At 71.6% G+C, this 22,186-nt stretch carries 22 protein-coding genes; 5 read left to right on the top strand and 17 right to left on the bottom strand.

Annotated features, from left to right (window positions below; genetic code table 11):
- Nucleotides 1-64: 64 nt before the first annotated feature.
- Both lexA and F6J85_RS05940 read left to right on the top strand, forming a co-directional pair.
- A complete protein-coding gene (lexA, locus tag F6J85_RS05945; protein WP_150920949.1) occupies nt 65-745 on the top strand; it encodes a transcriptional repressor LexA in 681 nt (226 codons plus the stop codon).
- Nucleotides 746-814: 69 nt separating this feature from the next.
- Nucleotides 815-2,731, top strand: a complete 1,917-nt coding sequence (locus tag F6J85_RS05940) for a dipeptidyl-peptidase 5 (protein WP_150924235.1) — start codon at nt 815-817, stop codon at nt 2,729-2,731.
- Nucleotides 2,732-2,829: 98 nt separating this feature from the next.
- Here the strand turns inward: F6J85_RS05940 and hflX are convergent, their stop codons facing one another.
- Complete coding sequence (hflX, locus tag F6J85_RS05935) at nt 2,830-4,371, bottom strand: GTPase HflX (RefSeq protein WP_150924234.1); 1,542 nt, start codon at nt 4,369-4,371, stop codon at nt 2,830-2,832.
- A gap of 103 nt (nt 4,372-4,474) precedes the next feature.
- Between hflX and F6J85_RS05930 the strand changes: the two genes are divergently transcribed.
- Nucleotides 4,475-5,116 (top strand): class I SAM-dependent methyltransferase, encoded by a 642-nt coding sequence (locus tag F6J85_RS05930; RefSeq protein WP_150924233.1) that lies wholly within the window; start codon nt 4,475-4,477, stop codon nt 5,114-5,116.
- Here the strand turns inward: F6J85_RS05930 and dapF are convergent, their stop codons facing one another.
- The 16 genes from dapF to thyX form a co-directional block, all read right to left on the bottom strand.
- Nucleotides 5,117-5,968 carry a diaminopimelate epimerase gene (gene dapF, locus F6J85_RS05925; protein ID WP_150924232.1) on the bottom strand — a complete coding sequence of 284 codons (852 nt, stop codon included), beginning with the start codon at nt 5,966-5,968 and terminating at the stop codon, nt 5,117-5,119.
- 9 nt (nt 5,969-5,977) lie between these two features.
- Nucleotides 5,978-6,901 carry a tRNA (adenosine(37)-N6)-dimethylallyltransferase MiaA gene (gene miaA, locus F6J85_RS05920; protein ID WP_150924231.1) on the bottom strand — a complete coding sequence of 308 codons (924 nt, stop codon included), beginning with the start codon at nt 6,899-6,901 and terminating at the stop codon, nt 5,978-5,980.
- Nucleotides 6,898-8,448: a tRNA (N6-isopentenyl adenosine(37)-C2)-methylthiotransferase MiaB gene (gene miaB / locus F6J85_RS05915; RefSeq protein ID WP_150924230.1), complete on the bottom strand. Its 1,551-nt coding sequence runs from the start codon at nt 8,446-8,448 to the stop codon at nt 6,898-6,900. Before miaB ends, miaA begins: the two co-directional genes overlap by 4 nt.
- 56 nt (nt 8,449-8,504) lie before the next feature.
- A complete protein-coding gene (locus F6J85_RS05910) occupies nt 8,505-9,650 on the bottom strand; it encodes an alpha/beta hydrolase family protein (RefSeq protein WP_191906764.1) in 1,146 nt (381 codons plus the stop codon).
- 42 nt (nt 9,651-9,692) lie between these two features.
- Entirely contained in the window at nt 9,693-10,331 is a 639-nt protein-coding gene (locus tag F6J85_RS05905) for a regulatory protein RecX (protein WP_150924228.1), read from the bottom strand.
- A 1-nt stretch (nt 10,332) separates the two neighbouring features.
- On the bottom strand, nt 10,333-11,379 hold the full coding sequence (gene recA / locus F6J85_RS05900; RefSeq protein WP_150924227.1) for a recombinase RecA: 1,047 nt from the start codon (nt 11,377-11,379) through the stop codon (nt 10,333-10,335).
- Nucleotides 11,380-11,648: 269 nt separating this feature from the next.
- Nucleotides 11,649-11,873, bottom strand: coding sequence for a DUF3046 domain-containing protein (locus F6J85_RS05895; RefSeq protein ID WP_150920936.1), 225 nt, complete (start codon nt 11,871-11,873; stop codon nt 11,649-11,651).
- A 27-nt stretch (nt 11,874-11,900) separates the two neighbouring features.
- Nucleotides 11,901-12,209 (bottom strand): helix-turn-helix domain-containing protein, encoded by a 309-nt coding sequence (locus F6J85_RS05890; RefSeq protein ID WP_150924226.1) that lies wholly within the window; start codon nt 12,207-12,209, stop codon nt 11,901-11,903.
- A gap of 156 nt (nt 12,210-12,365) precedes the next feature.
- The gene (locus F6J85_RS05885; protein WP_150927226.1) at nt 12,366-12,887 is read right to left on the bottom strand and encodes a CinA family protein; all 522 of its coding nucleotides are present in this window, start codon (nt 12,885-12,887) and stop codon (nt 12,366-12,368) included.
- Nucleotides 12,887-13,474 (bottom strand): CDP-diacylglycerol--glycerol-3-phosphate 3-phosphatidyltransferase, encoded by a 588-nt coding sequence (pgsA, locus tag F6J85_RS05880; RefSeq protein WP_150924225.1) that lies wholly within the window; start codon nt 13,472-13,474, stop codon nt 12,887-12,889. Before pgsA ends, F6J85_RS05885 begins: the two co-directional genes overlap by 1 nt.
- Complete coding sequence (locus F6J85_RS05875; RefSeq protein WP_150924224.1) at nt 13,474-16,152, bottom strand: FtsK/SpoIIIE family DNA translocase; 2,679 nt, start codon at nt 16,150-16,152, stop codon at nt 13,474-13,476. The genes pgsA and F6J85_RS05875 overlap by 1 nt, the downstream gene beginning before the upstream one ends.
- A 65-nt stretch (nt 16,153-16,217) precedes the next feature.
- Nucleotides 16,218-16,709, bottom strand: a complete 492-nt coding sequence (locus F6J85_RS05870) for a GNAT family N-acetyltransferase (RefSeq protein ID WP_150924223.1) — start codon at nt 16,707-16,709, stop codon at nt 16,218-16,220.
- Nucleotides 16,710-16,711: 2 nt separating this feature from the next.
- A complete protein-coding gene (locus F6J85_RS05865) occupies nt 16,712-18,388 on the bottom strand; it encodes a ribonuclease J (RefSeq protein WP_150924222.1) in 1,677 nt (558 codons plus the stop codon).
- A gap of 60 nt (nt 18,389-18,448) precedes the next feature.
- Complete coding sequence (dapA, locus tag F6J85_RS05860; protein ID WP_150920930.1) at nt 18,449-19,426, bottom strand: 4-hydroxy-tetrahydrodipicolinate synthase; 978 nt, start codon at nt 19,424-19,426, stop codon at nt 18,449-18,451.
- A 71-nt stretch (nt 19,427-19,497) separates the two neighbouring features.
- Nucleotides 19,498-20,262, bottom strand: a complete 765-nt coding sequence (locus F6J85_RS05855; protein ID WP_150924221.1) for an SDR family NAD(P)-dependent oxidoreductase — start codon at nt 20,260-20,262, stop codon at nt 19,498-19,500.
- 40 nt (nt 20,263-20,302) lie between these two features.
- Nucleotides 20,303-21,046 (bottom strand): FAD-dependent thymidylate synthase, encoded by a 744-nt coding sequence (gene thyX, locus F6J85_RS05850; protein WP_150920928.1) that lies wholly within the window; start codon nt 21,044-21,046, stop codon nt 20,303-20,305.
- Nucleotides 21,047-21,152: 106 nt separating this feature from the next.
- Between thyX and F6J85_RS05845 the strand changes: the two genes are divergently transcribed.
- On the top strand, nt 21,153-21,590 hold the full coding sequence (locus tag F6J85_RS05845; RefSeq protein WP_150924220.1) for a thioredoxin family protein: 438 nt from the start codon (nt 21,153-21,155) through the stop codon (nt 21,588-21,590).
- The gene (locus F6J85_RS05840) at nt 21,583-22,179 is read left to right on the top strand and encodes a DUF4395 domain-containing protein (RefSeq protein WP_150924219.1); all 597 of its coding nucleotides are present in this window, start codon (nt 21,583-21,585) and stop codon (nt 22,177-22,179) included. Before F6J85_RS05845 ends, F6J85_RS05840 begins: the two co-directional genes overlap by 8 nt.
- Nucleotides 22,180-22,186: the final 7 nt, after the last annotated feature.

Genomic DNA, 22,186 nt, shown 5'->3' with positions numbered 1-22,186 from the left:
GACCATCACGGACCTCCGACATTCGAAGACCGGTGCCATGGCGGGCACGGGAGGGAGCACGAGAATGACCGACGCGACCGCTCGCGACAAGCCGCAGACACGCCGGCGAAAGAGCCTCAGCGACAAGCAGCTGGCGATCCTCGAGGTCATCCAGCGCTCGATCGCGCGGCACGGCTATCCGCCGAGCATGCGGGAGATCGGTGACGCCGTGGGCCTGAAGTCGCTCTCCAGCGTCACCCACCAGCTCAACCAGCTCGAACTCAGCGGCTATCTGCGCCGCGACCCGGGCAAGACGCGCGCGATGGAAGTGCTCATCGACCTGCCCGGCACCGCCGCGGAGAACCCCGCCGACACCGCCCCCGCCCTCGGCGACGCCGCCTTGGTGCCGCTGGTGGGACGCATCGCGGCGGGCGTTCCCATCACCGCGGATCAGCAGGTGGAGGAGATCTTCCCCCTCCCCCGCCAGCTCGTGGGCAAGGGCGACCTGTTCATGCTCAAGGTCTCCGGCGAATCGATGATCGACGCGGCCATCTGCGACGGCGACTGGGTGGTCATCCGGTCGCAGGCGACGGCGGAGAACGGTGAGATCGTCGCGGCGATGCTGGACGGGGAGGCGACGGTGAAGACGTTCCGCCGTCGCGACGGCCACACGTGGCTGCTGCCGCGCAACTCCGCCTTCGAGCCGATCCTCGGCGACGACGCCGTCGTCCTCGGCCGCGTCGTGGCGGTGCTGCGCGCCGTCTGACCGGCACGCACCGGGCGCTCGGCACGGCGACTCCGTGGGCGGGCGCGACGCGGCGCCTAGGCTGACGGGATGCCGACTCCCCTGCCCTTCGGATCCTGGCCGTCTCCCCTGTCCGCCCAGGCCGTCGCGACGGCCTCGCCCCGCATCGACGGGGCCCGTTTCGTCGGCGACGAGATCTGGTGGGGCCAGACGGTGCCGGAGGAGGGCGGCCGGACGACCGTGCGGCGCCGCACGGCGGACGGCGCCGTGGCCGACGTCCTCCCCGCCCCCGGCAGCGCCCGCTCGCGCGTGCACGAGTACGGCGGCGGAGCGTGGGAGGTCACCGACGACGGCGAGCTCGTCTACGTCGAGAAGGCCGACGGCCGCGTCCGGATGCTGCCACCGGGGGGCGAGCCGCGGGCGCTGACGCCGCCGCGCGAGGGGGTGCGCTACGGCGGGCTGCGGATGCAGGCCGGCATCCTGCTCGCCGTGCGCGAGAGCGACCGCGACGCCCGCACGCCGCGGCGCGACATCGTGGCGATCCCCCTCGACGGCTCCGGCGCCGCAGATGACGCCGCCGTGCGCAGCCTCGTGGCCGGCAGCGACTTCGTCGCGCAGCCGGCGCTGTCCCCCGACGGCACGCGGCTGGCCTGGATCGCGTGGAACCACCCGGACATGCCGTGGGATCGCACGCAGCTGCGGGTCGGCGCCCTCGAAGACGGCGTCGTCCGGACCTGGACGGTCATCGCCGGCGGCGACGGCTCGGCTCCCCTGCAGCCCGAGTGGACGGCCGATGACGAGCTCACCTACCTCGATGACCGCACCGGGCGGTGGAACGTGTGGCGCACGCGCCTGGATGGCACGCCGCATCCGCTCGCCCCCGCCGACGCCGACACCGGCGGCGGCCTGTGGGTCCTGGGATCGCGCTGGTTCGCACCCGTGGACGGCGGATTCGTCGCGGTGCGCACGCACGGCGCCGACGAGATCGTCGCCGTCGTCGGGGGCGGCGTGCGGACGCTCCCGGTCCCCGTGACCTCCGGCGCCCTCGTGGAAGACGCCCGCGGGCGCCGCGTGCTCGTCTCCGGCTCGGGGACGGTGCAGCAGAGCGGACTGTGGCTGGTCGACCTCGACACCGACGCGCCCGCCGCGCTCGTCACCGGCGGTGCCGCCGTGCTGCCGGAGGAGTGGATGCCGCGCCCGCGGGCGGTGACCACCGATGGCCCGCGCGGCCCCGTGCACGCCTTCGCCTACCCGCCCACCAACCCCGAGCACACCGGCATGCCAGGGGAACGCCCGCCCTATCTCGTTCTCGTGCACGGCGGACCCACCGCCCACGTCGGACCTGCCGCATCCGCCAAGACGGCGTACTTCACCAGTCGCGGCATCGGGGTGCTCGATGTGAACTACGGCGGTTCCACCGGCTACGGTCGCGCGTACCGCGAGCGGCTGCGCGGCCAGTGGGGGGTCGTCGACGTCGAGGACGTCGCCGCCGCCGCGAGCGCGCTCGTGGCGCGGGGCGAGGCCGACGGTGCACGACTCGCGATCGACGGCGGGTCGGCGGGCGGGTGGACGGTGCTGGCGGCGCTCGTGGGGACGGATGTCTTCTCGGCCGGCGTCGCCCGTTACGCCGTGGGTGACGCCCGCACCCTCGCCGAGGACTCGCACGACTTCGAAGCCCGCTACCTCGACGGGCTCATCGGCCCGCTGCCGGAGGCGGAGGAGGTCTACCGCGAGCGGTCGCCGCTGAGCCGCCCGGAGGGATTCACCGTGCCGCTGCTGATCCTGCAGGGCGCGGAGGACGCGGTGGTCCCCCCGGCGCAGGCCGAGGCGATCCGCGACGCGCTCGTGGCCCGCGGCATCCCGCACGCCTACGTGGTGTACGAGGGTGAGGGGCACGGCTTCCGCCGTGCCGAGACGATCGTGCACGCCCTCGAGAGCGAGCTGGCCTTCCTCGGGCAGGTGTTCGGGTTCGCCACGCCGGGCGTGCCGCCGCTCCCCCTGTCCTGACCCGGCCGGTTCGCCGAGAGTGCATCACCTCGGCGAATCCGCACCGGATCCCGTGCACTCTCGCCGAGGCGATGCACTTTCGCCGTGCGGGGCACGGGTCAGGAGGCGAAGGGTGCCAGCTCTGCGGCGAGGCGCTCGCCCACGTGCGCGTGCAGGAACGTGCCCTCGGCGCGGTGCTCCTGGGCCAGGATGAGGCCGGAGTCGTGCGCCGCGGAGATCAGATCGCCGCGGTCGTACGGGACGACCGCGCGCACCTCCACCGCCGGCAGCGGCAGGGCGTCCTCGATCGCGGCGCGAAGCTCCCCGATGCCCTCGCCCGTCCGGGAGGAGACGAACAGCGCGTCCGGCTGCAGCCCGCGCAACACCAGCCGCGTGTCGGGATCGAGCAGGTCGGCCTTGTTGAACACGACGATCTCGCGCGTCGAGCGGGCACCGACATCGCCCATGACATCGCGCACGGTCGCCAGCTGCGCCGCCGGGTCGGGGTGGGATCCGTCCACGACGTGGACGATGACGTCGGCGTCGCCGACCTCCTCCAGCGTCGAACGGAACGCCTCGACCAGCTGGTGGGGCAGGTTGCGGACGAAGCCGACCGTGTCGGTGAGCGTGTAGACACGGCCGTCGGCGGTCTGCGACCGGCGCACCGTGGCATCCAGCGTCGCGAACAGGGCGTTCTCCACCAGCACACCCGCGCGGGTGAGGCGGTTGAGGAGACTCGACTTGCCGGCGTTGGTGTAGCCGGCGATCGCGACGGCGGGGATGACGTTGCGTTTGCGCTCGGCGCGCTTGGCCTCGCGCGCGGGCGCGAAGTCGCGGATCTGGCGGCGCAGCAGCGCCATGCGCGTGCGGATGCGGCGGCGGTCCAGCTCGATCTTCGTCTCACCGGGACCGCGCGAACCCATCCCGGCACCGCCGGCGCCGACCTGGCCACCGGCCTGGCGGCTCATGGAGTCACCCCACCCGCGCAGCCGCGGCAAGAGGTATTCCAGCTGCGCGAGCTCGACCTGCGCCTTGCCCTCGCGGCTCTTGGCGTGCTGGCTGAAGATGTCGAGGATCACCGTCGTGCGGTCGATGACCTTGACCTTCACGACGTCCTCGAGGGCGCGCCGCTGGCTGGGCGCGAGCTCGGTGTCGGCGATCACGGTGTCGGCACCGACGGCCACGACGATGTCACGCAGCTCCTGCGCCTTGCCCCGCCCGACGTACGTGGCCGGGTCGGGATGCGGCCGCCGCTGCAGCACGCCGTCCAGCACCACGGCGCCGGCGGTCTCGGCCAGGGCCGCCAGTTCGCGCAGGGAGTTCTCGGCGTCCTCCTGCGACCCCTGGGGGTGCACGCCCACGAGCACGACGTTCTCCAGGCGCAGCTGGCGGTACTCGACCTCGGTGACGTCTTCGAGCTCGGTGGAGAGCCCGCCCACGCGTCGCAGCGCTGCGCGCTCCTCGCGGTCCCACTGCTCGCCGTCGGTGTCGCCGTAGGCGACGGTGGTCTCGTCCTGCAGCGCCTGAGCGGCTCCGAACACGCGGACCCCCGAGCGCGCGTCGGCGTGCGCGAGCACCCGCTCCACGGGATCCGTGTCCGCCGCGTGCGTGCCGGCGACGGGCGCGTCCTGCCCGTTGCGGGGTGTGGTGGTGTCCGTCATCTCATCCTTTTCCGCGGAATCCTGCGCCCGGCTGGTGTCGGCCGGCACATCCCTGCACTCTAACTCTCCCCCTGCGCCGATACTCTTCCGCTACGCTCTCGGCATGGGGAGCGACCACTACTTCAGCGCGTCGCCTTCGAGCCCCTCTCAGTTGCGCCGCATCCGTGTCTCGCTGGCGGGACAGGATCGGGAAGTGACGACGGCGTCTGGAGTCTTCAGCCCCGACCGGCTCGACGCCGGTACCGCAGTGCTGCTGTCCCACACGCCCCCGCCGCCCTCCGGCGGCCATTTCCTCGATCTCGGCTGCGGCTGGGGCCCGATCGCGTTGACACTTGCACTGGAATCGCCGCGCGCCACGGTGTGGGCGGTCGACGTCAACGAGCGGGCCCTGGACCTTGTGCGGCGCAATGCCGAGGAACTGGGACTCCCCAACGTCAACGCCGTGCGCCCCGAGGATGTTCCCGACGACGTGAAGTTCCGCACCATCCGCTCCAACCCGCCGATCCGGGTGGGCAAGAACGAGCTGCACAGCATGCTCGAGCGCTGGATCCCGCGCCTGGACGAGCGATCGGACGCGTGGCTCGTGGTGCAGCGCAACCTCGGCTCCGACTCGCTCCAGCGGTGGCTGGCGGCGACGTTCCCGCGCGGGTACGGCGTGCACAGGGCGGCGACGGGACGCGGATACCGCGTGCTCAAGGTCCGCCGCCACGGAACGCCGGAGACCGGCACCATCGAACTGCCCTGATCAGGCGAGGGTGACCTCGCCCGAGAAGACGAGGGATGCCGGGCCTGACAGCAGCACGTCGCCCGCGCGCACGCGGACCCCCAGGCGCCCGCCGGGAACGTCGACCATCCAGCGGTCCGGCGCCGCCGGTCCCGCCCAGTGGCGCACGGCCAGCGCCGCGGCGGCGACGCCCGTGCCGCAGCTGAGGGTCTCCCCCACGCCGCGCTCGAACACCCGCATCCGCAGGCTCCCCACTCCATCGCGCACGAGCGGGTCGGCAGGGACCACGAACTCGACGTTGGCACCGTGGCGGGGCGCGGGCTCCAGCATCGGCTGGTAGGCGAGGTCGAGGCCGTCCAGCTCGGCGCGGGAGGACAGTGCCACCACGACGTGCGGGTTGCCGACGTCCACGCCCACGCCCGGGCGTGCGACATCCAGCCCGCGGGCCCGCACGAGGGTCTCCGCCGGCTCGATCGCGAACGCGCCGAGGTCGACCTCGAAGCCGTCATCGCTGCGAGTGAGGGTCTTCACGCCGGCTCGCGTGCCGATGCGCAGCCCGTCGTCGATGCTCGCGAGCCCGGCGTCGACCAGGTACTTCGCGAACACGCGTGTGCCGTTGCCGCACATCTCCGCCTTGGAGCCGTCGGCGTTGCGGTAGTCCATGAACCACTCGGCACCATCGGCGGTTGCGCCCTCCGCCAGGGCTCGCGAGCGCACGACCCGCAGCACGCCGTCGGCGCCGATGCCGAAGTGGCGGTCGCACAGCGTCGCGACCTGCGCGTCCGACAGGTCGAGGTCGCCCTCGGGATCGGCGATCACGACGAAGTCGTTTCCGGTCCCGTGGCCCTTGGTGAAGGGGAGCGTGAGCGGCATCGGACCAGTCTATGGGGCGGTCGCGCCGGCCAGCGCGGCCGCGTCGGCCGTGCGCGCGTCGACCCACGTGAGGTCGGCGTAGCGGCGGAACCACGACACCTGCCGTCGCGCGTAGCGGCGGGTCAGCGCCTGCGTCTGCGCGATCGCCTCCTCGGCGGTGACCTCGCCGCGCAGCTGGGCGAGCGCCTGCGCGTAGCCGATCGCCCGCCGCGCGGTCACGCCCTTCTCGAGCCCGCGTTCGCGCAGCGCGTCGGCCTCCTCGACGAGCCCTGCCCGCCACATCCCCTCCACGCGGGCGTCCAGCATCGCGACGAGCTCGGCGCGCTCGATGTGCGCGCCGATCACGTGCGTGGCCGGATGCCACGGCGCGGGCCGATCGGGGAGGGCCGCGCCGTGGGTGGCCTCCCCCTGCGCGAGCACTTCCAGCGCGCGCACGATCCGACGGCCGTTGGCCGGGTCGACGCGGGCGGCGGTGGCGGGATCGGCCGCGCGCAACCGGGCGAAGAGGGCACCGGCACCGTGCTCGGCCAGTTCCGCCTCCAGTCGCGCGCGCACCTGCGGGTCACGCGGGGGGAAGCGGAAGTCGTGGATGACGGCCGACACGTACAGCCCCGAGCCGCCGACGAGGATCGCATCGGCGCCGCGCTCGTGGATGCCGCGGATCGTCGCGCGCGCGGCATCCTGGTACCACGCCACCGCCGCCTCCTCGGTGACCTCGAGCACGTCCAGGAGGTGGTGCGGTATGCTGCGGCGCTCGGTCACGGGAAGCTTCGCCGTGCCGATGTCCATACCGCGGTACAGCTGCATGGCGTCGGCGTTGACGATCTCCGCCCCGCGGCCCGACGCGATCAGCGCCTCGGCGAGGGCCAGCGACAGCGCGGACTTGCCGGTGCCGGTGGCCCCGACGACGGCCCATAGGCGCGGCGTGCTCACTCTCCGACGCGAAAGACCGGAAGGCCGAGCGACACCGGACGCGGGCCGGATGCCGCGGCCGGCACCGCCGGCACGGCGCACGATTCGGCCTGCGCACGATCCCACGCGTCGCCGGCGCGGGTACGCCGCACCCGCAGCGGTGCACCGTCGGGGCTGTCGGCCAGCAGGTGGAACGGCGCGGCGTGGGTCACGACCGCCGTCACGACATCGCCGGGTCTCGGGACGGCGGAGCCGGCGGGCACCTCGACGTGGACGAGCCGGTTGTCCTCGGCCCGGCCGGTGAGACGGTGGGTGGCGGCGTCCTTCTTGCCCTCCCCCGTGGAGACGAGGATGCGCACTTCGCGCCCCAGTTGACGCTGGTTCTCTTCGAGCGAGATCCGCTCCTGCAGCGCGATGAGCCGCTCGTACCGCTCCTGCACGACGTGCTTGGGCACCTGGTCGGGCATGGTCGCAGCGGGTGTGCCGGCACGGATGGAGTACTGGAAGGTGAAGGCGCTGGAGAATCGCGAGGCCGCCACCACGCGAAGGGTGTCTTCGAAGTCCGCATCGGTCTCGCCGGGGAAGCCGACGATGATGTCGGTCGTGATCGCGGCGTGGGGCATCCGCTCGCGCACGCGGTCGAGGATCCCCAGGAACCGTTCGCTGCGGTACGAGCGCCGCATGGCCTTGAGGACGCGGTCGCTCCCGGACTGCAGCGGCATGTGCAGCGACGGCATGACGGCAGGGGTCTCGGCCATGGCCGCGATGACGTCGTCGGTGAACGCCGCCGGATGCGGGCTCGTGAACCGGATGCGCTCGAGTCCGTCGATCTCCCCGGCCGCCCGCAGCAGTTTGCCGAACGCCAGCCGGTCGCCGAACTCCACGCCGTAGGAGTTCACGTTCTGCCCGAGCAGCGTCACCTCGATCGCCCCGTCGTCCACCAGCATCCGGATCTCGCTGAGGATGTCGCCGGGACGGCGGTCCTTCTCCTTGCCGCGCAGGCTCGGGACGATGCAGAACGTGCAGGTGTTGTTGCAGCCGACGGAGATCGAGACCCAGCCGCTGGCGGCGGAGTCGCGCTTGGTGGGCAGCGTCGAGGGGAACACCTCGAGGGATTCGAGGATCTCAAGCTCCGCCTCGCCGTTGTGGCGGGCGCGCTCGAGCAGGTTCGGGAGGGAGCCCATGTTGTGGGTGCCGAACACCACGTCGACCCAGGGCGCCTTGTCCAGGACGGCCTGCTTGTCCATCTGCGCCATGCACCCGCCGACGGCGATCTGCATGCCGTGATGCACATCCTTGCGGGACTTCAAGTGCCCGAGGGTGCCGTACAGCTTGCCGGCGGCGTTGTCGCGCACGGCGCACGTGTTGATGACGATGACGTCGGCTTCCTCGCCGGCCGCGGCGCGGACGTAACCCGCGCTCTCGAGGGAGCCGGACAGGCGCTCGGAGTCGTGCACGTTCATCTGGCACCCGAACGTGCGCACCTCGTAGGTGCGGGGGCGGCCGTCGAGGTCGCTCGCGGCCGCGGACGGCGCGATGAGCGTGGGAGCGCTGGAGGGGGCAGACATGATGCGAGCCATTCTACGTTCGGGCGGCGGCGCCCCCGGTGGTCAGCCCCCGGCGGTCACGGGAGGAACGGTTCCAGGAACCGCTCGAGGTGCGACGCGTAGCCCTCCGGATCGACGTTCCAGCTCTGGATGTGGCCCGCTCCGGGCACCGGGACGTACTGCGCCTTCGGCAGCGATGCGGCGAAGTCGGCACTGTCGGCGTGCGGGACCAGCGGGTCGGCGAGACCCTGGAACAGCAGGACGGGCAGCCGCTCGAACGCCGCCGTCTGGTCCAGTTCGTCCAGCGGTGTCAGCGACAGGTCGCCCCGCCATTGCACGACGAGACGCACGAGCGGTGCGAGGGCGCTGAGGTGCAGGCGCTCGGCCTGTCCGTCGATCACCGCCGACCAGTCGAGGACGGGAGCATCCAGCACCAGGCCGACGACACGGTCGGCATGGTGCGACTCGTGCAGGAAGCGCGTGACGATGCTGCCGCCCATCGAGTCGCCGTAGAGCACGAACTTCTCCGCGCCGCGCTGGAGGGCGTAGTCGGCGGCTGCCTCGAGGTCACGCCACTCGCGCTCGCCCAGGCTGATCAGCCCGTTCGGGCTCGGCGGGGCCCCCGCATCGTTCCGGTAGGAGATCAGGAGCGTGGGCAGACCAGCGTCTGCGAGGGTGACCAGTGGGCGCAGGCCGCTCTGGCGCACACCGTCGATCCCGTGCACGAACAGCACCCACGTGTCGCCCTCGCCTTCGACGAGCCACGCGGGCATCGCGCCGAGCTCCCCCTCGATGTCCACGTCCTGGAAATCGATTCCGAGCGCGGTGCGCGGATCGCCGGTCCACAGGTTGGGGTTCAGGTCGACCTTCGTCCCGGCGGCGGGAACAGCGCCGGCGGGGAGGAACTGCCGCGTGATCGTGGCGCCGTCGGTCCACAGCATGGGCCCGACGACCGCCTCCCCCGCGATCCGGCCGTTCTCGTCCGACCACGTCAGGCCGTACGTACCCTCCCGGGTGCCGGCATCCGTGTGGGTGAGGGTGATCTCGTCCTCGCCGACGGCCACGACCGTACCGGCCGCGGTGCTGAGGCTGTGATGCGGGGTGAGCAGGATCTGCGCACTCCACAGCGGAACGCCCACCACCACGGCCGTGGCCACGACCGCTGCGACGACCCCGATGACGATGGGCCACCGGCGACGGTGCGAGCGGTGCGAGCGGGCCACATCGCCGAGCATAGAGCCCGCGGCGCGGCGCCCCCGAACCCGTTAGCGGAATCGCACCCCGCCGCCGGACCGGTTCTCCGCCAGGGCCGCGCGCGCCGCCGTCGCGGCGACCGACCCGGGGTAGCCGCGCCGGGCCAGTTGGCCCATCAGCCGGCGCAGCGCCGTGTCGTCGTCGTACCGGCCGAGCTGGCGCGCCTTGGTGCGGGCGAACTCGAGGGCGCGCTCGGCGTCGTCGTCGGGAAGCTCGCCCAGCGCAGCATCCGACACGTCGCGAGGGACGCCTCGCGCCGACAGCGCCTGGGCGATCGCCCGTCGCCCCTGGCCCTTCCGCTGCGTCGCGGCGTGGATCAGCTGCTCCGCCAGCACCGCGTCGTCGAGATACCCGCGGCGACCGAACTCCTCGATCAGCTCGTCCACCTGCGGGCGCTCCAGGGAGGTTCCCGTGAGCAGGAACGACCGCGCCTCGGAGACCGACAGCTGCCGGGCGCGCAGGCGGCGCAGGAGCGCGCGCTCCGCGTCGGCGACGGCATCGGATGCGGGCTCGGACGCACGCGTCGTCTCCGGCTCCGTCTGCTCGTCGCTCCGCCACGCCGGATGCCACGCGGCCGCGTCGGGCTGCGCGCCGAACAGGGGGGTCACGGGGGCGAGGCGGTCGTCCTCGCCCCCGTCGAATGCCGGCATGTCAGGCCGGGCGGCGCGCGGCCAGCTCGTCTTCGACCGCACCTCCGCGCGGTGCGCCGATCCCCAGCTTGTCCTTGATCTTCGTTTCGATCTCGGCGGCCACGTCGGGGTTCTTCAGCAGGAAGTTGCGGGCGTTCTCCTTGCCCTGCCCCAGCTGCTCGCCGTCGTACGTGTACCACGCGCCGGACTTCTTCACGATCGCGTGCTCCACGCCGAAGTCGATGAGGCTGCCCTCGCGCGAGATGCCCGTGCCGTAGAGGATGTCGAACTCGGCCTGCTTGAACGGCGGGGCCATCTTGTTCTTCACGACCTTGACGCGCGTACGGTTCCCGACCGCGTCGGTGCCGTCTTTGAGCGTCTCGATGCGACGGATGTCCAGGCGCACGGATGCGTAGAACTTCAGCGCCTTACCACCGGCGGTGGTCTCGGGCGAACCGAAGAACACGCCGATCTTCTCGCGCAGCTGGTTGATGAAGATCATGGTCGTGTTGGTGGTGTTCAGCCCACCGGTGAGCTTGCGCAGGGCCTGAGACATGAGGCGCGCCTGCAGGCCGACGTGGGAGTCGCCCATCTCGCCTTCGATCTCGGCCCGCGGCACGAGGGCGGCCACGGAGTCGATGACGACCAGGTCGATGGCTCCCGAGCGCACCAGCATGTCGGCGATCTCGAGCGCCTGCTCACCCGTGTCGGGCTGGGACACCAGGAGGGAGTCGATGTCGACGCCCAGCTTCTTGGCGTAGTCGGGGTCGAGCGCGTGCTCGGCGTCGATGAACGCCGCGATGCCGCCGGCGCGCTGGACATTGGCGATCGCGTGCAGCGTCAGCGTCGTCTTACCGGAGGACTCCGGGCCGTAGATCTCGATGATGCGGCCACGCGGGAGCCCGCCCACGCCGAGGGCGACGTCCAGGGCGATGGAGCCGGTCGGGATGACGGCGACGGGCGCACGCTCATCGCTGCCCAGTCGCATGACCGAGCCCTTTCCGAACTGCCGGTCGATCTGGGCGAGAGCCGATTCGAGGGCCTTCTCGCGGTCTGCGGGTGAGGGCATGGTGTGCTCCTTCTGGTGCGTGGTCCGTCGCCTGTAGGCTGACGCGCTCCCACCCGGCGGACGGGATGCTGCGACAAGGCGTGTGGTGTCATTCGACGCTGTCCACGCTAGGCGGGGGTTCCGACATTGCGGCGGATTCCCCTCGTGGCGGGGACAGACGCTTTCGCGACACCTGCTGTGCAGGAGCCTACGCTCGGATCGAACACATCTTCGATGACACGCCGGGAATCGTCCCCTCGGTGCCGGACCGCGTCTCGCAGACGCCGGGGTCAGCTGCGCTTCGGCTCGAGGCGGCCGGCCCCGTAGCGCCGCGAAGGCGGCACGTCGGTCTCCTCGCACAGCGCGAGCCAGACCTCGCGCGGCGGCACACCGGCCGCGAGCGCTTCTTCCGCCGTGCGCCCGCCGATGGCGGAGAGGACGAGGTCGCTCACGAGCGACGCCCCGCGCGCACCGAATTCGTCGGAGACGGCACGATCGAACTCGGATCTACGCACGAAGGTGTTCCAGATCGAGTCGGCTGATCAGCGCAGCGACAGCTCGGGCTCGACCGATGCCACCAGATCGTCGGGGACGACGTCGGGGAAGGCCTGCAGGCCTTCGAGCACGGACAGCCGGTCGCCGACTTCGCGCATGATGACCGAGATGGGCACGTCGAGCGCTTCCGCCACCGCGGCCAGGATCTCGCTCGAGGCTTCCTTCTGACCGCGCTCGACCTCGCTCAGGTAGCCCAGCGCCACGCTCGCGCGGCTGGCCACCTGCCGGAGGGTGCGACCCTTCTGCTGGCGGAGCTCGCGCAGGACTTCGCCGATCTCTTGACGTACCAGGATCATTTCTTGCCCCTCCTCACGCTCGACTCCGCCGTTCCCGGGTGGACAACGGTACAACACCCAGTGGTGCCAATCTAAACCCGCGCGCTGGGGAAAGGTTGGGAATCCCCCAATGTAACCGCCTGGAAACAGGCCTTATTCCCCTGCCTGGAACGCCGATCACAGCGCCACCAGGGCACGACGGACCGCGATCCGTGCTGCCTCCGCGCGGATGGCGTCGCGGTCGCCGCTGAGCACGAGCGAGTCCACGCGCGTGCCCAGCGGGGTGGAGACCGCGATGTGCACCGTGCCCACGGGCTGGCCGTCGGGAGATTCCGGACCGGCGATCCCCGTCGTCGCGATCCCCACCTCCGCCGCGACGCCGCCGTGACCGAGCACCTCGCGCACACCCTTGGCCATCTGCCGTGCCACGCGGGGATGCACCGCCCCGTGCGCCTCGAGGAGGGCGGCGTCCACGCCCAGCACCGTCTGCTTGATATCGGTGGCGTACGCCACGACGCCGCCGCGGACGACCCGCGAGGCGCCCGGCACGGCCACGAGCGAGGAGACCACGAGTCCCCCGGTGAGCGACTCTGCCACCGCGATCGACCAGCCGAGTTCGGCGAGGCGCTCCACCAGGGTGGCGGCGCTCTCGCGAGGGTTGCTGGCCAGTGTCTGCTCGAGCTCTTCGGGGAGCTCCATCACGACGCGGTCCTGCGGGAACGGGCCGCTCGCACCTCGGTGACGATGTAGTCGATGCCGCTGGCGATCGTGAGGACCACCGCGATGGTCATCGTCACGACGTTCACCCACCACACCGCGCCGGCCCACACCAGGCTGTCGATCAGGGTCGCCAGCGGCGTGAGCGCGAGGGAGAGGGCGACGGCCTGCGCGACGGTCTTGAGCTTGCCCATCCACGCCGCTGCCAGCACGTGGTCGCTCACCACGATGAAGCGGTACACCGTGATGCCCACTTCGCGCACCAGCACGACGATCGTGACCCACCACGGCAGCTCGCCCAGGATCGACAGCCCCACGAAGGCCACGCCGGTGAGCGCCTTGTCGGCGATGGGATCCAGGAGCTTGCCGAGGTCGGTGACGATGTCGTGGCGACGCGCGAGGTAGCCGTCGATGCCGTCGGTGCCGATCGCGACGATGAACAGCACCGCCGCCCACCACCTGAGCGGTCCGTCCGCGCCGCCGTCGGCCAGCAGCATCCACAGGAAGACCGGTGCGCACAGGATGCGGACGATCGTGATCGCATTCGGCAGCTGCCGGGGAACGGCCATCAGTCGCGCCCCGTCAGCTGCCACGCGTCTTCGCCGTCGTCGTCCTCGTCGACGACCGGCAGGCCCGCGAACTGCGCCTCGACCGGGTCGCCGCCGTAGGGATCGGACCCTGCCGTCTCGGGGACGTCGTCGCCGCGCAGCTTCGCCAGCACGGAGGGGAGCTGCTCTGCGGTCACGAGGACATCGCGTGCCTTCGATCCCTCCGACGGACCCACGATCTCGCGCGACTCCAGGAGGTCCATGAGCCGGCCGGCCTTGGCGAAGCCCACGCGCAGCTTCCGCTGGAGCATGGACGTCGAGCCGAACTGCGTCGAGACCACCAGTTCGGCCGCCGCCAGCAGGAGTTCGAGGTCGTCGCCGATGTCGGCGTCGATCTCCTTCTTCTCCGCCGCGACGGCGACATCGGAGCGGTACTCCGGCCGCGCCTGCTGGGTGACGTGGGCGACGACCTTCTCGATCTCCGACTCGCTGACCCACGCGCCCTGCACGCGCAGCGACTTGTTGGCGCCCATCGGCAGGAACAGGGCGTCGCCCTGTCCGATGAGGCGATCCGCACCGGGCTGGTCGAGGATGACGCGGGAGTCGGTGACGCTCGTCACGGCGAACGCGAGACGCGACGGCACGTTGGCCTTGATCAGTCCGGTCACCACGTCGACCGATGGTCGCTGGGTGGCGAGCACGAGGTGGATGCCGCTGGCGCGGGCCAGCTGCGTGATGCGCACGATGGAGTCCTCGACGTCGCGCGGGGCGACCATCATCAGGTCGGCGAGCTCATCGACGACGACCAGGAGGTACGGATACGGCTTGAGGACACGCTCGCTGCCGGCGGGGAGCTGCAACTCCCCCGCCACCACGGCCTTGTTGAAGTCGTCGATGTGGCGGAATCCGAACGACGCGAGGTCGTCGTACCGCATGTCCATCTCCTTCACGACCCACTGCAGCGCCTCGGCGGCCTTCTTGGGGTTCGTGATGATGGGCGTGATGAGGTGCGGCACGCCGGCGTAGGCGGTGAGTTCCACGCGCTTGGGGTCCACCAGCACCATCCGCACTTCCGACGGCTTGGCGCGCATGAGCAGGCTCGTGATCATCGAGTTCACGAAGCTCGACTTGCCGGAGCCGGTGGAACCGGCCACGAGCAGGTGGGGCATCTTCGCGAGGTTCGCCACCACATAGCCGCCGCCGACGTCCTTGCCGACGCCGATGGTCATGGGGTGCGTGGATGCCGCGGCCACCGGCGAGCGCAGGACGTCACCCAGCGTGACGATCTCGCGGTCGGTGTTGGGGATCTCGACCCCGATCGCGCTCTTGCCGGGGATCGGGGCGAGGATGCGCACCTCGTTGGATGCGACGGCATAGGCGATGTTGTTCGTGAGCGCCGTGATGCGCTCGACCTTCACGCCCGGGCCGAGCGAGATCTCGTACTGCGTGACGGTCGGCCCCCGAGAGAACCCCGTGACGCGGGCGTCGACGTTGAACTGCGACAGCACGCTCTCCACAGCCGCGACGACCGCGTCGTTCGCCGGCGACCGGTCCTTGTGCGGCGTGCCGGCCGCGAGCGCCGCGACCGAGGGCAGGCGGTAGTTGGCGGCGGGGGGAAGACCCTGGCTGTCGCCGCCGAGGCCCGAGATGCCGGGCAGCTCCTCGGTGGCGGGGTCGGGCGCGTCGTCGCGCAGCGCGGTCCTGCCCGCTGCGGCGCCGGCGAGGGCGGCCGGATCGAACACCTCGGTGAGCGCGTCGGGAGCGGGAACGGGCGGTGCCGGGGGGGCGGGCGGCGGCGCGGGGAAGACCTGCTCGAAGCCGCCCTCCACCGTGCCCGGCGACAGCAGCTGGGTGAGGTCCTGCGATCCCAGCGAACCGTCGGCGTCCTGCTCGCGCCCGGATTTGTTCCGCCGCCACCACGGCAGCCCCGGCTCGTCGTCGTCCTCCGCCGCGGCGGGCGCCGCGGCATCCGCCCTGCGCTGCTCGGCGCGGGCCGCGCGCTCGGCCGGGTCGGCGCCGAAGAGCCAGTCGTACAGGTCGCCCAGGCGCTGACCGATGCGGTTCGGCGGGGTCTTGGTGAGGATCAGGATGCTGAGCACCGCGACGAGGGCGAGCACGATGTAGGCGCCCACCGGTGTGATGAGCATCGCCAGCGGCTCCCCCACCATCCAGCCGAAGAGCCCGCCCGCGGTGCTCAGCGCCGGCAGGCCGGCGCTGGGCTGCGGACGGTCGGCGATGACGTGGCAGAACCCGGCCACGGTCACGACGAACAGCGCGAAGCCGATGCCGATCCGGCCGTTGTCGTGCACGGAGGACGGATGCCGGAACAGCCAGCCCGCCAGCAGGAGCAGCAGCACGGGGAAGACGAACGCCTCGCGGCCGATCAGTCCCCCGACGCTGTAGGCGCTGATCAGGGGCGCGACATCGGTGCCGATGAGGAACCACTCCACCACGGCCCCGGCGGCGGCGAGGAGGACGAGCAGGAGCGGGAAGCCGTCGCGGCGCTGATCCTTCTCCAGGGTCTCGGGCCCGAACGCGCGGAACATGCCGCCCACCGCGTGCGCCAGCCCCAGCCACGCGCGGACGATGACCGGCGGTTTCTCCGGCTCGCCGACATAGCGTTTCGGGGCGGGGGCCGGCTTGCGCGCGCCACCCTTTGCGGACGCGCGGGCGCCGGTCGTCGTGGAACTGCGGGGCATACTCCCACGGTAGGCGCGGTGGCCGACGTTTCCCCGGATTGACGCGGGATTGCGGCGACGCCGCCTCAGGGCAGCCGCTTGACCATCGTGTCGCGGCCGATCCCCGCACGCGTGACGGCGAACCCCTCGGAGCGGTACAGCGTCGAGGCGAAGTTGCCGCGCTCGACGCTGAGGCTGATGCGGCCGTAGCCCTCGGCGCGCGCGTGCTCGCACAGCGCCTGGATCAGGATGCGGCCGACCCCGTGCGAGCGCCACAGCGGACGCACTCCGATGATGAGCTCGGGCACGCCCGTTCCGACGTACGCGAAGCCCGGCTCGGTGCGCGGGAACATGCGGTACCACGCTGCGCCCACCGGCTCTCCCCCGGGCGACTCGGCGATCACGCCGGCGTCGCCCGGCCGCATCCAGCCGGCGAGGTAGCGCAGGTAGTCCTCCCCGGCGAGCACCTGGTGGCGCGGGCGGTGGGTGCCCGGGCGCCAGTTGGCCGCTTCCACGACCATGTCCGCGAGGAAGGCCCCGTCCGCCTGACGGGCCGCGCGGACAGGCGTGGCGGGCATGGTTACGCCTCGATCACCAGCGGCACGATCATGGGGCGCCGGCGCAGCGTCTGGTTGACCCAGCGACCGATCGTGCGGCGCACGACCTGCGACATCGCGTGACTGTCGCGCGTGCCCGATCGCGCGGCCTCGGCGAGGGCGGCGGCGATCTTGGGCTTGACGCTCTCGAAGACCCCCGCGTCCTCCGCGATGCCGCGCGCGTGGATCTCGGGCCCGGTGATGATCGCTCCGGTGGCGGCGTCGATCACGACGATGACGGAGATGAACCCCTCCTCGCCGAGGATGCGTCGGTCCTTGAGATCGGCCTCGGTGATCTCCCCCACCGAGGAGCCGTCGACGTACACGAAGCCGAGGTCGAGCTGACCGACCACCTCGGCGCGCCCGTCGCGCAGATCCACGACGGTGCCGTTCTCGCCCAGGATGGTGCGCTCGGCGGGGATGCCGGTCTCCTGCGCGAGGCGCGCGTTGGCCATGAGGTGCCGGTACTCCCCGTGGACGGGGAGCACATTGGCGGGCTTGAGGATGTTGTAGCAGTACAGCAGCTCACCGGCGGCGGCGTGACCGGACACGTGCACCTTGGCGTTGCCCTTGTGCACGACGGTGGCCCCGAGCTTGGTGAGCCCGTCGATGACGCGGTACACGGCGTTCTCGTTGCCGGGGATGAGGCTGGAGGCGAGGATCACCGTGTCGCCGGGGCCCGGCTCGATCTCATGGTCGAGATTGGCCATGCGCGAGAGCACCGCCATCGGCTCCCCCTGCGACCCGGTCGACATGTAGACGATCCGGTCCTCGGGGAGGTCGCGGGCCTTCTTGTAATCGATCAGGACACCTTCGGGGACGTTCAGGTAGCCGAGCTCCTCCGCGATGGTCATGTTGCGCACCATGCTGCGACCCAGCAGCGCCACGCGCCGCCCGTGCGCGGCCGCCGCATCCAGGACCTGCTGGACCCGGTGCACGTGGCTGGCGAAGCTGGCGACGATGACGCGGCGGGGCGCCTGGCCGATGACCTGCTCGAGGACGGGGCCGATGCTGCGCTCGGTGGGCGTGAAGCCCGGCACGTCGGCGTTGGTGGAGTCGACCAGGAACAGGTCGACGCCCTCCTCACCCAGACGCGCGAAGGCGCGCAGGTCGGTGATGCGGCCGTCCAGCGGCAGCTGGTCCATCTTGAAGTCGCCGGTGGCCAGGACCATGCCCGCGGGCGTGCGGATGGCCACGGCCAGCGCGTCGGGGATGGAGTGGTTCACGGCGATGAACTCGAGGTCGAACGGGCCGACCTTCTCCCGCTGCCCTTCGGCCACGGTGAGCGTGTAGGGCTTGACCCTGTGCTCCTTGAGCTTGGCCTCGGTGAGCGCGAGGGTCAGACCCGAACCGAGGATCGGGATGTCGCGCTTGAGCTTGAGCAGGTACGGCACGGCGCCGATGTGGTCTTCGTGCCCGTGGGTCAGCACGACGCCGACGATGTCGTCGAGGCGGTGCTTGATCGGCTCGAAGTCGGGGAGGATCAGGTCGACACCGGGCTGGTGCTCCTCGGGGAACAGCACGCCGCAGTCGACGACGAGGAGCTTGCCCTCGTACTCGAACACGGTCATGTTGCGGCCGACCTCGCCGAGTCCGCCCAGGGGCGTGACCCGCAGCGTACCGGGGACCAGCGCAGGCGGATCGTAGACGTTCGTGGGCATTTCAAGCCTCCTCGGATGCCGCGGCATCCTCATTGCGGCCCGCGCGCGGCGCGGGCGGGGTCATCGTGTGGTGCCGTGCACCTTCGGCAGAGCGCCGCCGGCGGCCGCATTGCGGTCGGGGCGGAAGTTGGAGAAGTCGGCGCCGGCGACGTCGCGGACGAGTGCGAGCTCGTCCTCGATGATGGCGGCCTCCCACTCCTCCGGCCCCACCAGCGGCAGGCGCACGCGCGGGCTGGTGATGCGGCCCAGCCCGTGCAGGATGTACTTGGCCGCGACCGTGCCGGGCACGTGCGTCATGACGGCGCGGACGAGCGGTTCCAGTGCCTGATGCGCGGCGGTGGCCGCCGCGAGGTCGCCGCGGTTGACCGCATCCACCATCGTCCGGTAGGGGGCGGCGGCGATGTTCGCGGTGACGCCGATCAGGCCGGAGGCCCCGATCGACAGGTGCGGCAGGACGTTGGCGTCGTCGCCGGAGAAATACATCAGGTCGGTCTGGTTGAGCACCCGGCTGACCTCGCTGAAGTCGCCCTTGGCGTCTTTGATGGCGAGGACGTTGGGGTGCTTGGCGATCCGCAGGATCGTCTCGTACCGGATCGGCACGCCCGTCCGACCGGGGATGTCGTAGAGGATCACCGGCAGGTCGGTGGCATCGGCCACGAGGCGGAAATGCGTGAGGATGCCGGCCTGCGTGGGCTTGTTGTAGTACGGCGTGACGATCATGATGCCGTCGGCGCCGGCCTTCTCGCTCGCGCGGTACAGCTCGATGGCGTGCGCGGTCTCGTTGGAGCCGCCGCCGGTGATGATCTTCGCGCGGCCGGCCGCGACATCCTTGCCCACCTCGACCAGGCGCAGCTTCTCGGGGTCGGTCAGCGTGCTGGTCTCACCCGTGGTGCCGGTCACGACGATGCCGTCGGCCCCGGCGACGATCACGTCGTCGATGTGCTTCTCGACGGCGGGCCAGTCGACCTCGCCGTCGGCCGTCATCGGAGTGACGAGCGCGACGAGCACCTGCCCGAAGGGATTGCCCGATTGCGTCATGTTCTCAGGGTATCGGTCGACGCGGCCCCGCGCCTGCGCCCGGTCCGCGGCCGCGGCATCCGGCGGACGCGTCAGCGGCCGCGCTCGGCGGCTGCGACCACGACCGCGTCCGGCAGCACGCGCGAGAGGGCGACGAGCGCCTTGTACCGCGCCGACGGGATCGAGATCGACCGCCCGCGCGCCACGTCGCGCAGCGACTGTGCGACGACCTCCGGGGCGTTCAGCCACATCCACTCGGGCACGCCCTCGTCGCCCGGGGGCAGGCCCAGGCGCTCGTGGAAGTTGGTGTGCACGAATCCCGGGCACACCGCGGTGACGCTGATCCCGCGGTCGCGGTAGTGCACGTTGGCCCACCTGCTGAAGCTCACCAGCCACGCCTTCGCGGCCCCGTACGTGCCGCGCGGGACGAGGGCGGCGACGGAGGCGACGTTCACGATCCGTCCGCTCTCGCGCCGCAGCATCCCCGGCAGCACCGCGCGGATGAGCCGCATCGGGACCGTCACGTGCAGCTCGAGGTGTCGCACCTCGTCGTCGATGTCGTTGGCTTCGAACCCCTGCCGCAGGCCGTAGCCGGCGTTGTTGACGAGCATGTCGATCGGATGCTCCGCATCCGACAGGCGTGCGACCACGCGCTCGCGCTGCCGCGGGTGCAGGAGGTCGGCGGCGAGCACCTCGACGCGCACCCGGTGCCGGTCGCGCAAGGATGCCGCCAGCACCGCGAGCGCCTCGCGGTCGCGCGCCACCAGCACGAGGTCCATGCCGCGCGCGGCCAGCTGACGCGCGTACTCGGCGCCCAGGCCCGAGCTCGCGCCGGTGATCAGTGCCGTGCGTGCCATGGCCGCCAGCCTAGGTGCGCGCAGCGGTAGGGCACGACGACTACGGGGAGACGCGGCCGTTGGCGTTGAAGGCGGCGTGGGTCATCGGCATGAGCTCGGTCCACAGCGCCTCCATCTTCTCCGCGCACATCTCGATCTCCCGCTGCGGGAAGGACGGGAAGTGCGTCCCCTCCACCTTCGTGCGCAGCGACAGGAAGTTCATCAGCGAGCGTGCGTTCATCGTCACGTACATCGACGAGTAGATGTTCAGGGGCAGCACGATGCGGGCCACTTCGCGCGCCACACCGGCGGCCAGCATCCGCTGGTACGCGGAGAAGGCGAACTCGGCGGCGTCGCGCGTGGCGGTGTCGACGATGGCATGCTGCTCGGGCGTGCCGGGGAGGAACTCGTACGCGCCGGGCTTGCCCACCTGCAGGAGGTTGCGCTCGGGCGCGGGGACGTAGAAGACGGGGCGCAGCTCGCGGTAGCGGCCGGATTCCTCGTTGTACGACGCGATCCGATGACGCATGAACTCGCGGAACACGAAGATGGGCGCCTGCACGTAGAACGTCATCGAGTTGTGCTCGAACGGCGAGCCGTGCCGGTCGCGCATGAGGTAGTTGATGAGGCCACGGTCGCGGGCGGATGCCTCGTTGCCGGACTGCGCCTCCTCCAGCGTCTGCTCGCCCTGCGTGGATACGCGGGCGGCGAAGAGCACATCGGAGTCCGACGCGCTGGCGCGCACCAGCTCGACGGTGACGTCACTTCGGAATTCGATCTCAGGGCGGATGTCGGCGTCGCTCACGCTGCAACCCTACTGCCGCGGCGGACCCCGCCCTGCGTGTGAGGTTCGTGTCATCTTCCCCTGCAGGCCCCGAGCACGGGAGGATGACCGCTAGCCTGGACTGCTGATGACGATTATCGAAGCATGCCTCGCGCTCGCGGTTCTCCTTGCCGCGGCCTTCGTCGGCGGCCTCGTCTTCCGCCGGAACTCCACCCGTGCGCGCCGTCACATCCCGCACGAGGTCATCCAGCCGGAGCGGCTGGGCGCCGACGGGCTGGGTGCGAACGCGACGCTGCTGCAATTCAGCACCGAGATGTGCGGCCGCTGCCCGGGCGTGCACCGGATGCTCTCGAGCGTCGCCGCCGACCATGAAGGCGTGCGCCACCTCGATGTGGACCTCACGTATCGCCCCGACATCGCCCAGCACTTCCGGGTGCTGCAGACCCCGACCACACTCATCCTCGACCGTGACGGCGCCGTGCAGTCGCGCATCGGCGGAGTACCCGGGCGCGACGTGCTCGAGCTGGAGCTGACCCGGCTCACCGCAGAGACCGCGGATGCCTGAGGAGCGTCCGCGCGGCATCGACCCGCGCGGGCCGCGGTTCACCGCCGCCGGCACGGCCCTCCTCCTCGCCGTCGACGTCGTGCTGGCCCTCGCCGGGATCGCGACGGCCCGGATCGACTCGTCGACCGCGTCGTTCGGATGGTTCGCCTATCAGCCCCTCGCGGACGCGACCTACTACCCCGGCGGGGTGTGGGCCATCCGGGCCGCGTCGCCGGCGGAGCGCATGGCCGACCCCGGGTTCCTGCTGCTGGCGGTGGTCGCCCTGCTCTTCCTGTGGGGCATGCTCTCCCCGCGCACCGCGCCGTGGGGCGCGCTGTTCCGCCGGGTCGTGCAGCCGCGTCTGCCCGCCTCCCGTCACCTGGAAGATCCTCGTCCGCCGCGCTTCGCGCAGGGGGTGGGCCTGCTCGTCAGCGCCGTCGGCCTGCTGCTGCACGTGGTCGGGGTCCCCTGGGCGCTTCCCGTCGCGGCGGCGATGGCCTTCGTGGCGTCGTTCCTCAACGCCGCGTTCGGGCTGTGCGTGGGGTGCCGTCTCTACCTGCTCCTCCAGCGCGCGGGCCTCATCGGCCGCAGCCGGGCGGCGTCGGTCTGAGGCGTCC

Origin of the sequence: Microbacterium lushaniae (assembly GCF_008727775.1) — a bacterium.
Taxonomy (GTDB): domain Bacteria; phylum Actinomycetota; class Actinomycetes; order Actinomycetales; family Microbacteriaceae; genus Microbacterium; species Microbacterium lushaniae.
The sequence above is the reverse complement of the archived record's forward strand: the minus strand, read 5'-3'. Positions and strand labels throughout refer to the sequence as shown.

What these genes read in the sequence shown, in the direction of transcription:
- F6J85_RS05890 (WP_150924226.1), bottom strand. Translation starts at nt 12,209, where the DNA reads ATGATCCTGGTACGTCAAGAGATCGGCGAAGTCCTGCGCGAGCTCCGC.
- F6J85_RS05885 (WP_150927226.1), bottom strand. Translation starts at nt 12,887, where the DNA reads ATGGAGCTCCCCGAAGAGCTCGAGCAGACACTGGCCAGCAACCCTCGC.
- dapF (WP_150924232.1), bottom strand. Translation starts at nt 5,968, where the DNA reads ATGCCGCTCACGCTCCCCTTCACCAAGGGCCACGGGACCGGAAACGAC.
- F6J85_RS05930 (WP_150924233.1), top strand. Translation starts at nt 4,475, where the DNA reads ATGGGGAGCGACCACTACTTCAGCGCGTCGCCTTCGAGCCCCTCTCAG.
- F6J85_RS05840 (WP_150924219.1), top strand. Translation starts at nt 21,583, where the DNA reads ATGCCTGAGGAGCGTCCGCGCGGCATCGACCCGCGCGGGCCGCGGTTC.
- hflX (WP_150924234.1), bottom strand. Translation starts at nt 4,371, where the DNA reads ATGACGGACACCACCACACCCCGCAACGGGCAGGACGCGCCCGTCGCC.
- F6J85_RS05905 (WP_150924228.1), bottom strand. Translation starts at nt 10,331, where the DNA reads ATGCCGGCATTCGACGGGGGCGAGGACGACCGCCTCGCCCCCGTGACC.
- dapA (WP_150920930.1), bottom strand. Translation starts at nt 19,426, where the DNA reads ATGACGCAATCGGGCAATCCCTTCGGGCAGGTGCTCGTCGCGCTCGTC.
- miaB (WP_150924230.1), bottom strand. Translation starts at nt 8,448, where the DNA reads ATGTCTGCCCCCTCCAGCGCTCCCACGCTCATCGCGCCGTCCGCGGCC.
- pgsA (WP_150924225.1), bottom strand. Translation starts at nt 13,474, where the DNA reads ATGGCCGTTCCCCGGCAGCTGCCGAATGCGATCACGATCGTCCGCATC.
- lexA (WP_150920949.1), top strand. Translation starts at nt 65, where the DNA reads ATGACCGACGCGACCGCTCGCGACAAGCCGCAGACACGCCGGCGAAAG.
- F6J85_RS05845 (WP_150924220.1), top strand. Translation starts at nt 21,153, where the DNA reads ATGACGATTATCGAAGCATGCCTCGCGCTCGCGGTTCTCCTTGCCGCG.
- F6J85_RS05870 (WP_150924223.1), bottom strand. Translation starts at nt 16,709, where the DNA reads ATGCCCGCCACGCCTGTCCGCGCGGCCCGTCAGGCGGACGGGGCCTTC.
- recA (WP_150924227.1), bottom strand. Translation starts at nt 11,379, where the DNA reads ATGCCCTCACCCGCAGACCGCGAGAAGGCCCTCGAATCGGCTCTCGCC.
- F6J85_RS05855 (WP_150924221.1), bottom strand. Translation starts at nt 20,262, where the DNA reads ATGGCACGCACGGCACTGATCACCGGCGCGAGCTCGGGCCTGGGCGCC.
- F6J85_RS05865 (WP_150924222.1), bottom strand. Translation starts at nt 18,388, where the DNA reads ATGCCCACGAACGTCTACGATCCGCCTGCGCTGGTCCCCGGTACGCTG.
- F6J85_RS05875 (WP_150924224.1), bottom strand. Translation starts at nt 16,152, where the DNA reads ATGCCCCGCAGTTCCACGACGACCGGCGCCCGCGCGTCCGCAAAGGGT.
- F6J85_RS05940 (WP_150924235.1), top strand. Translation starts at nt 815, where the DNA reads ATGCCGACTCCCCTGCCCTTCGGATCCTGGCCGTCTCCCCTGTCCGCC.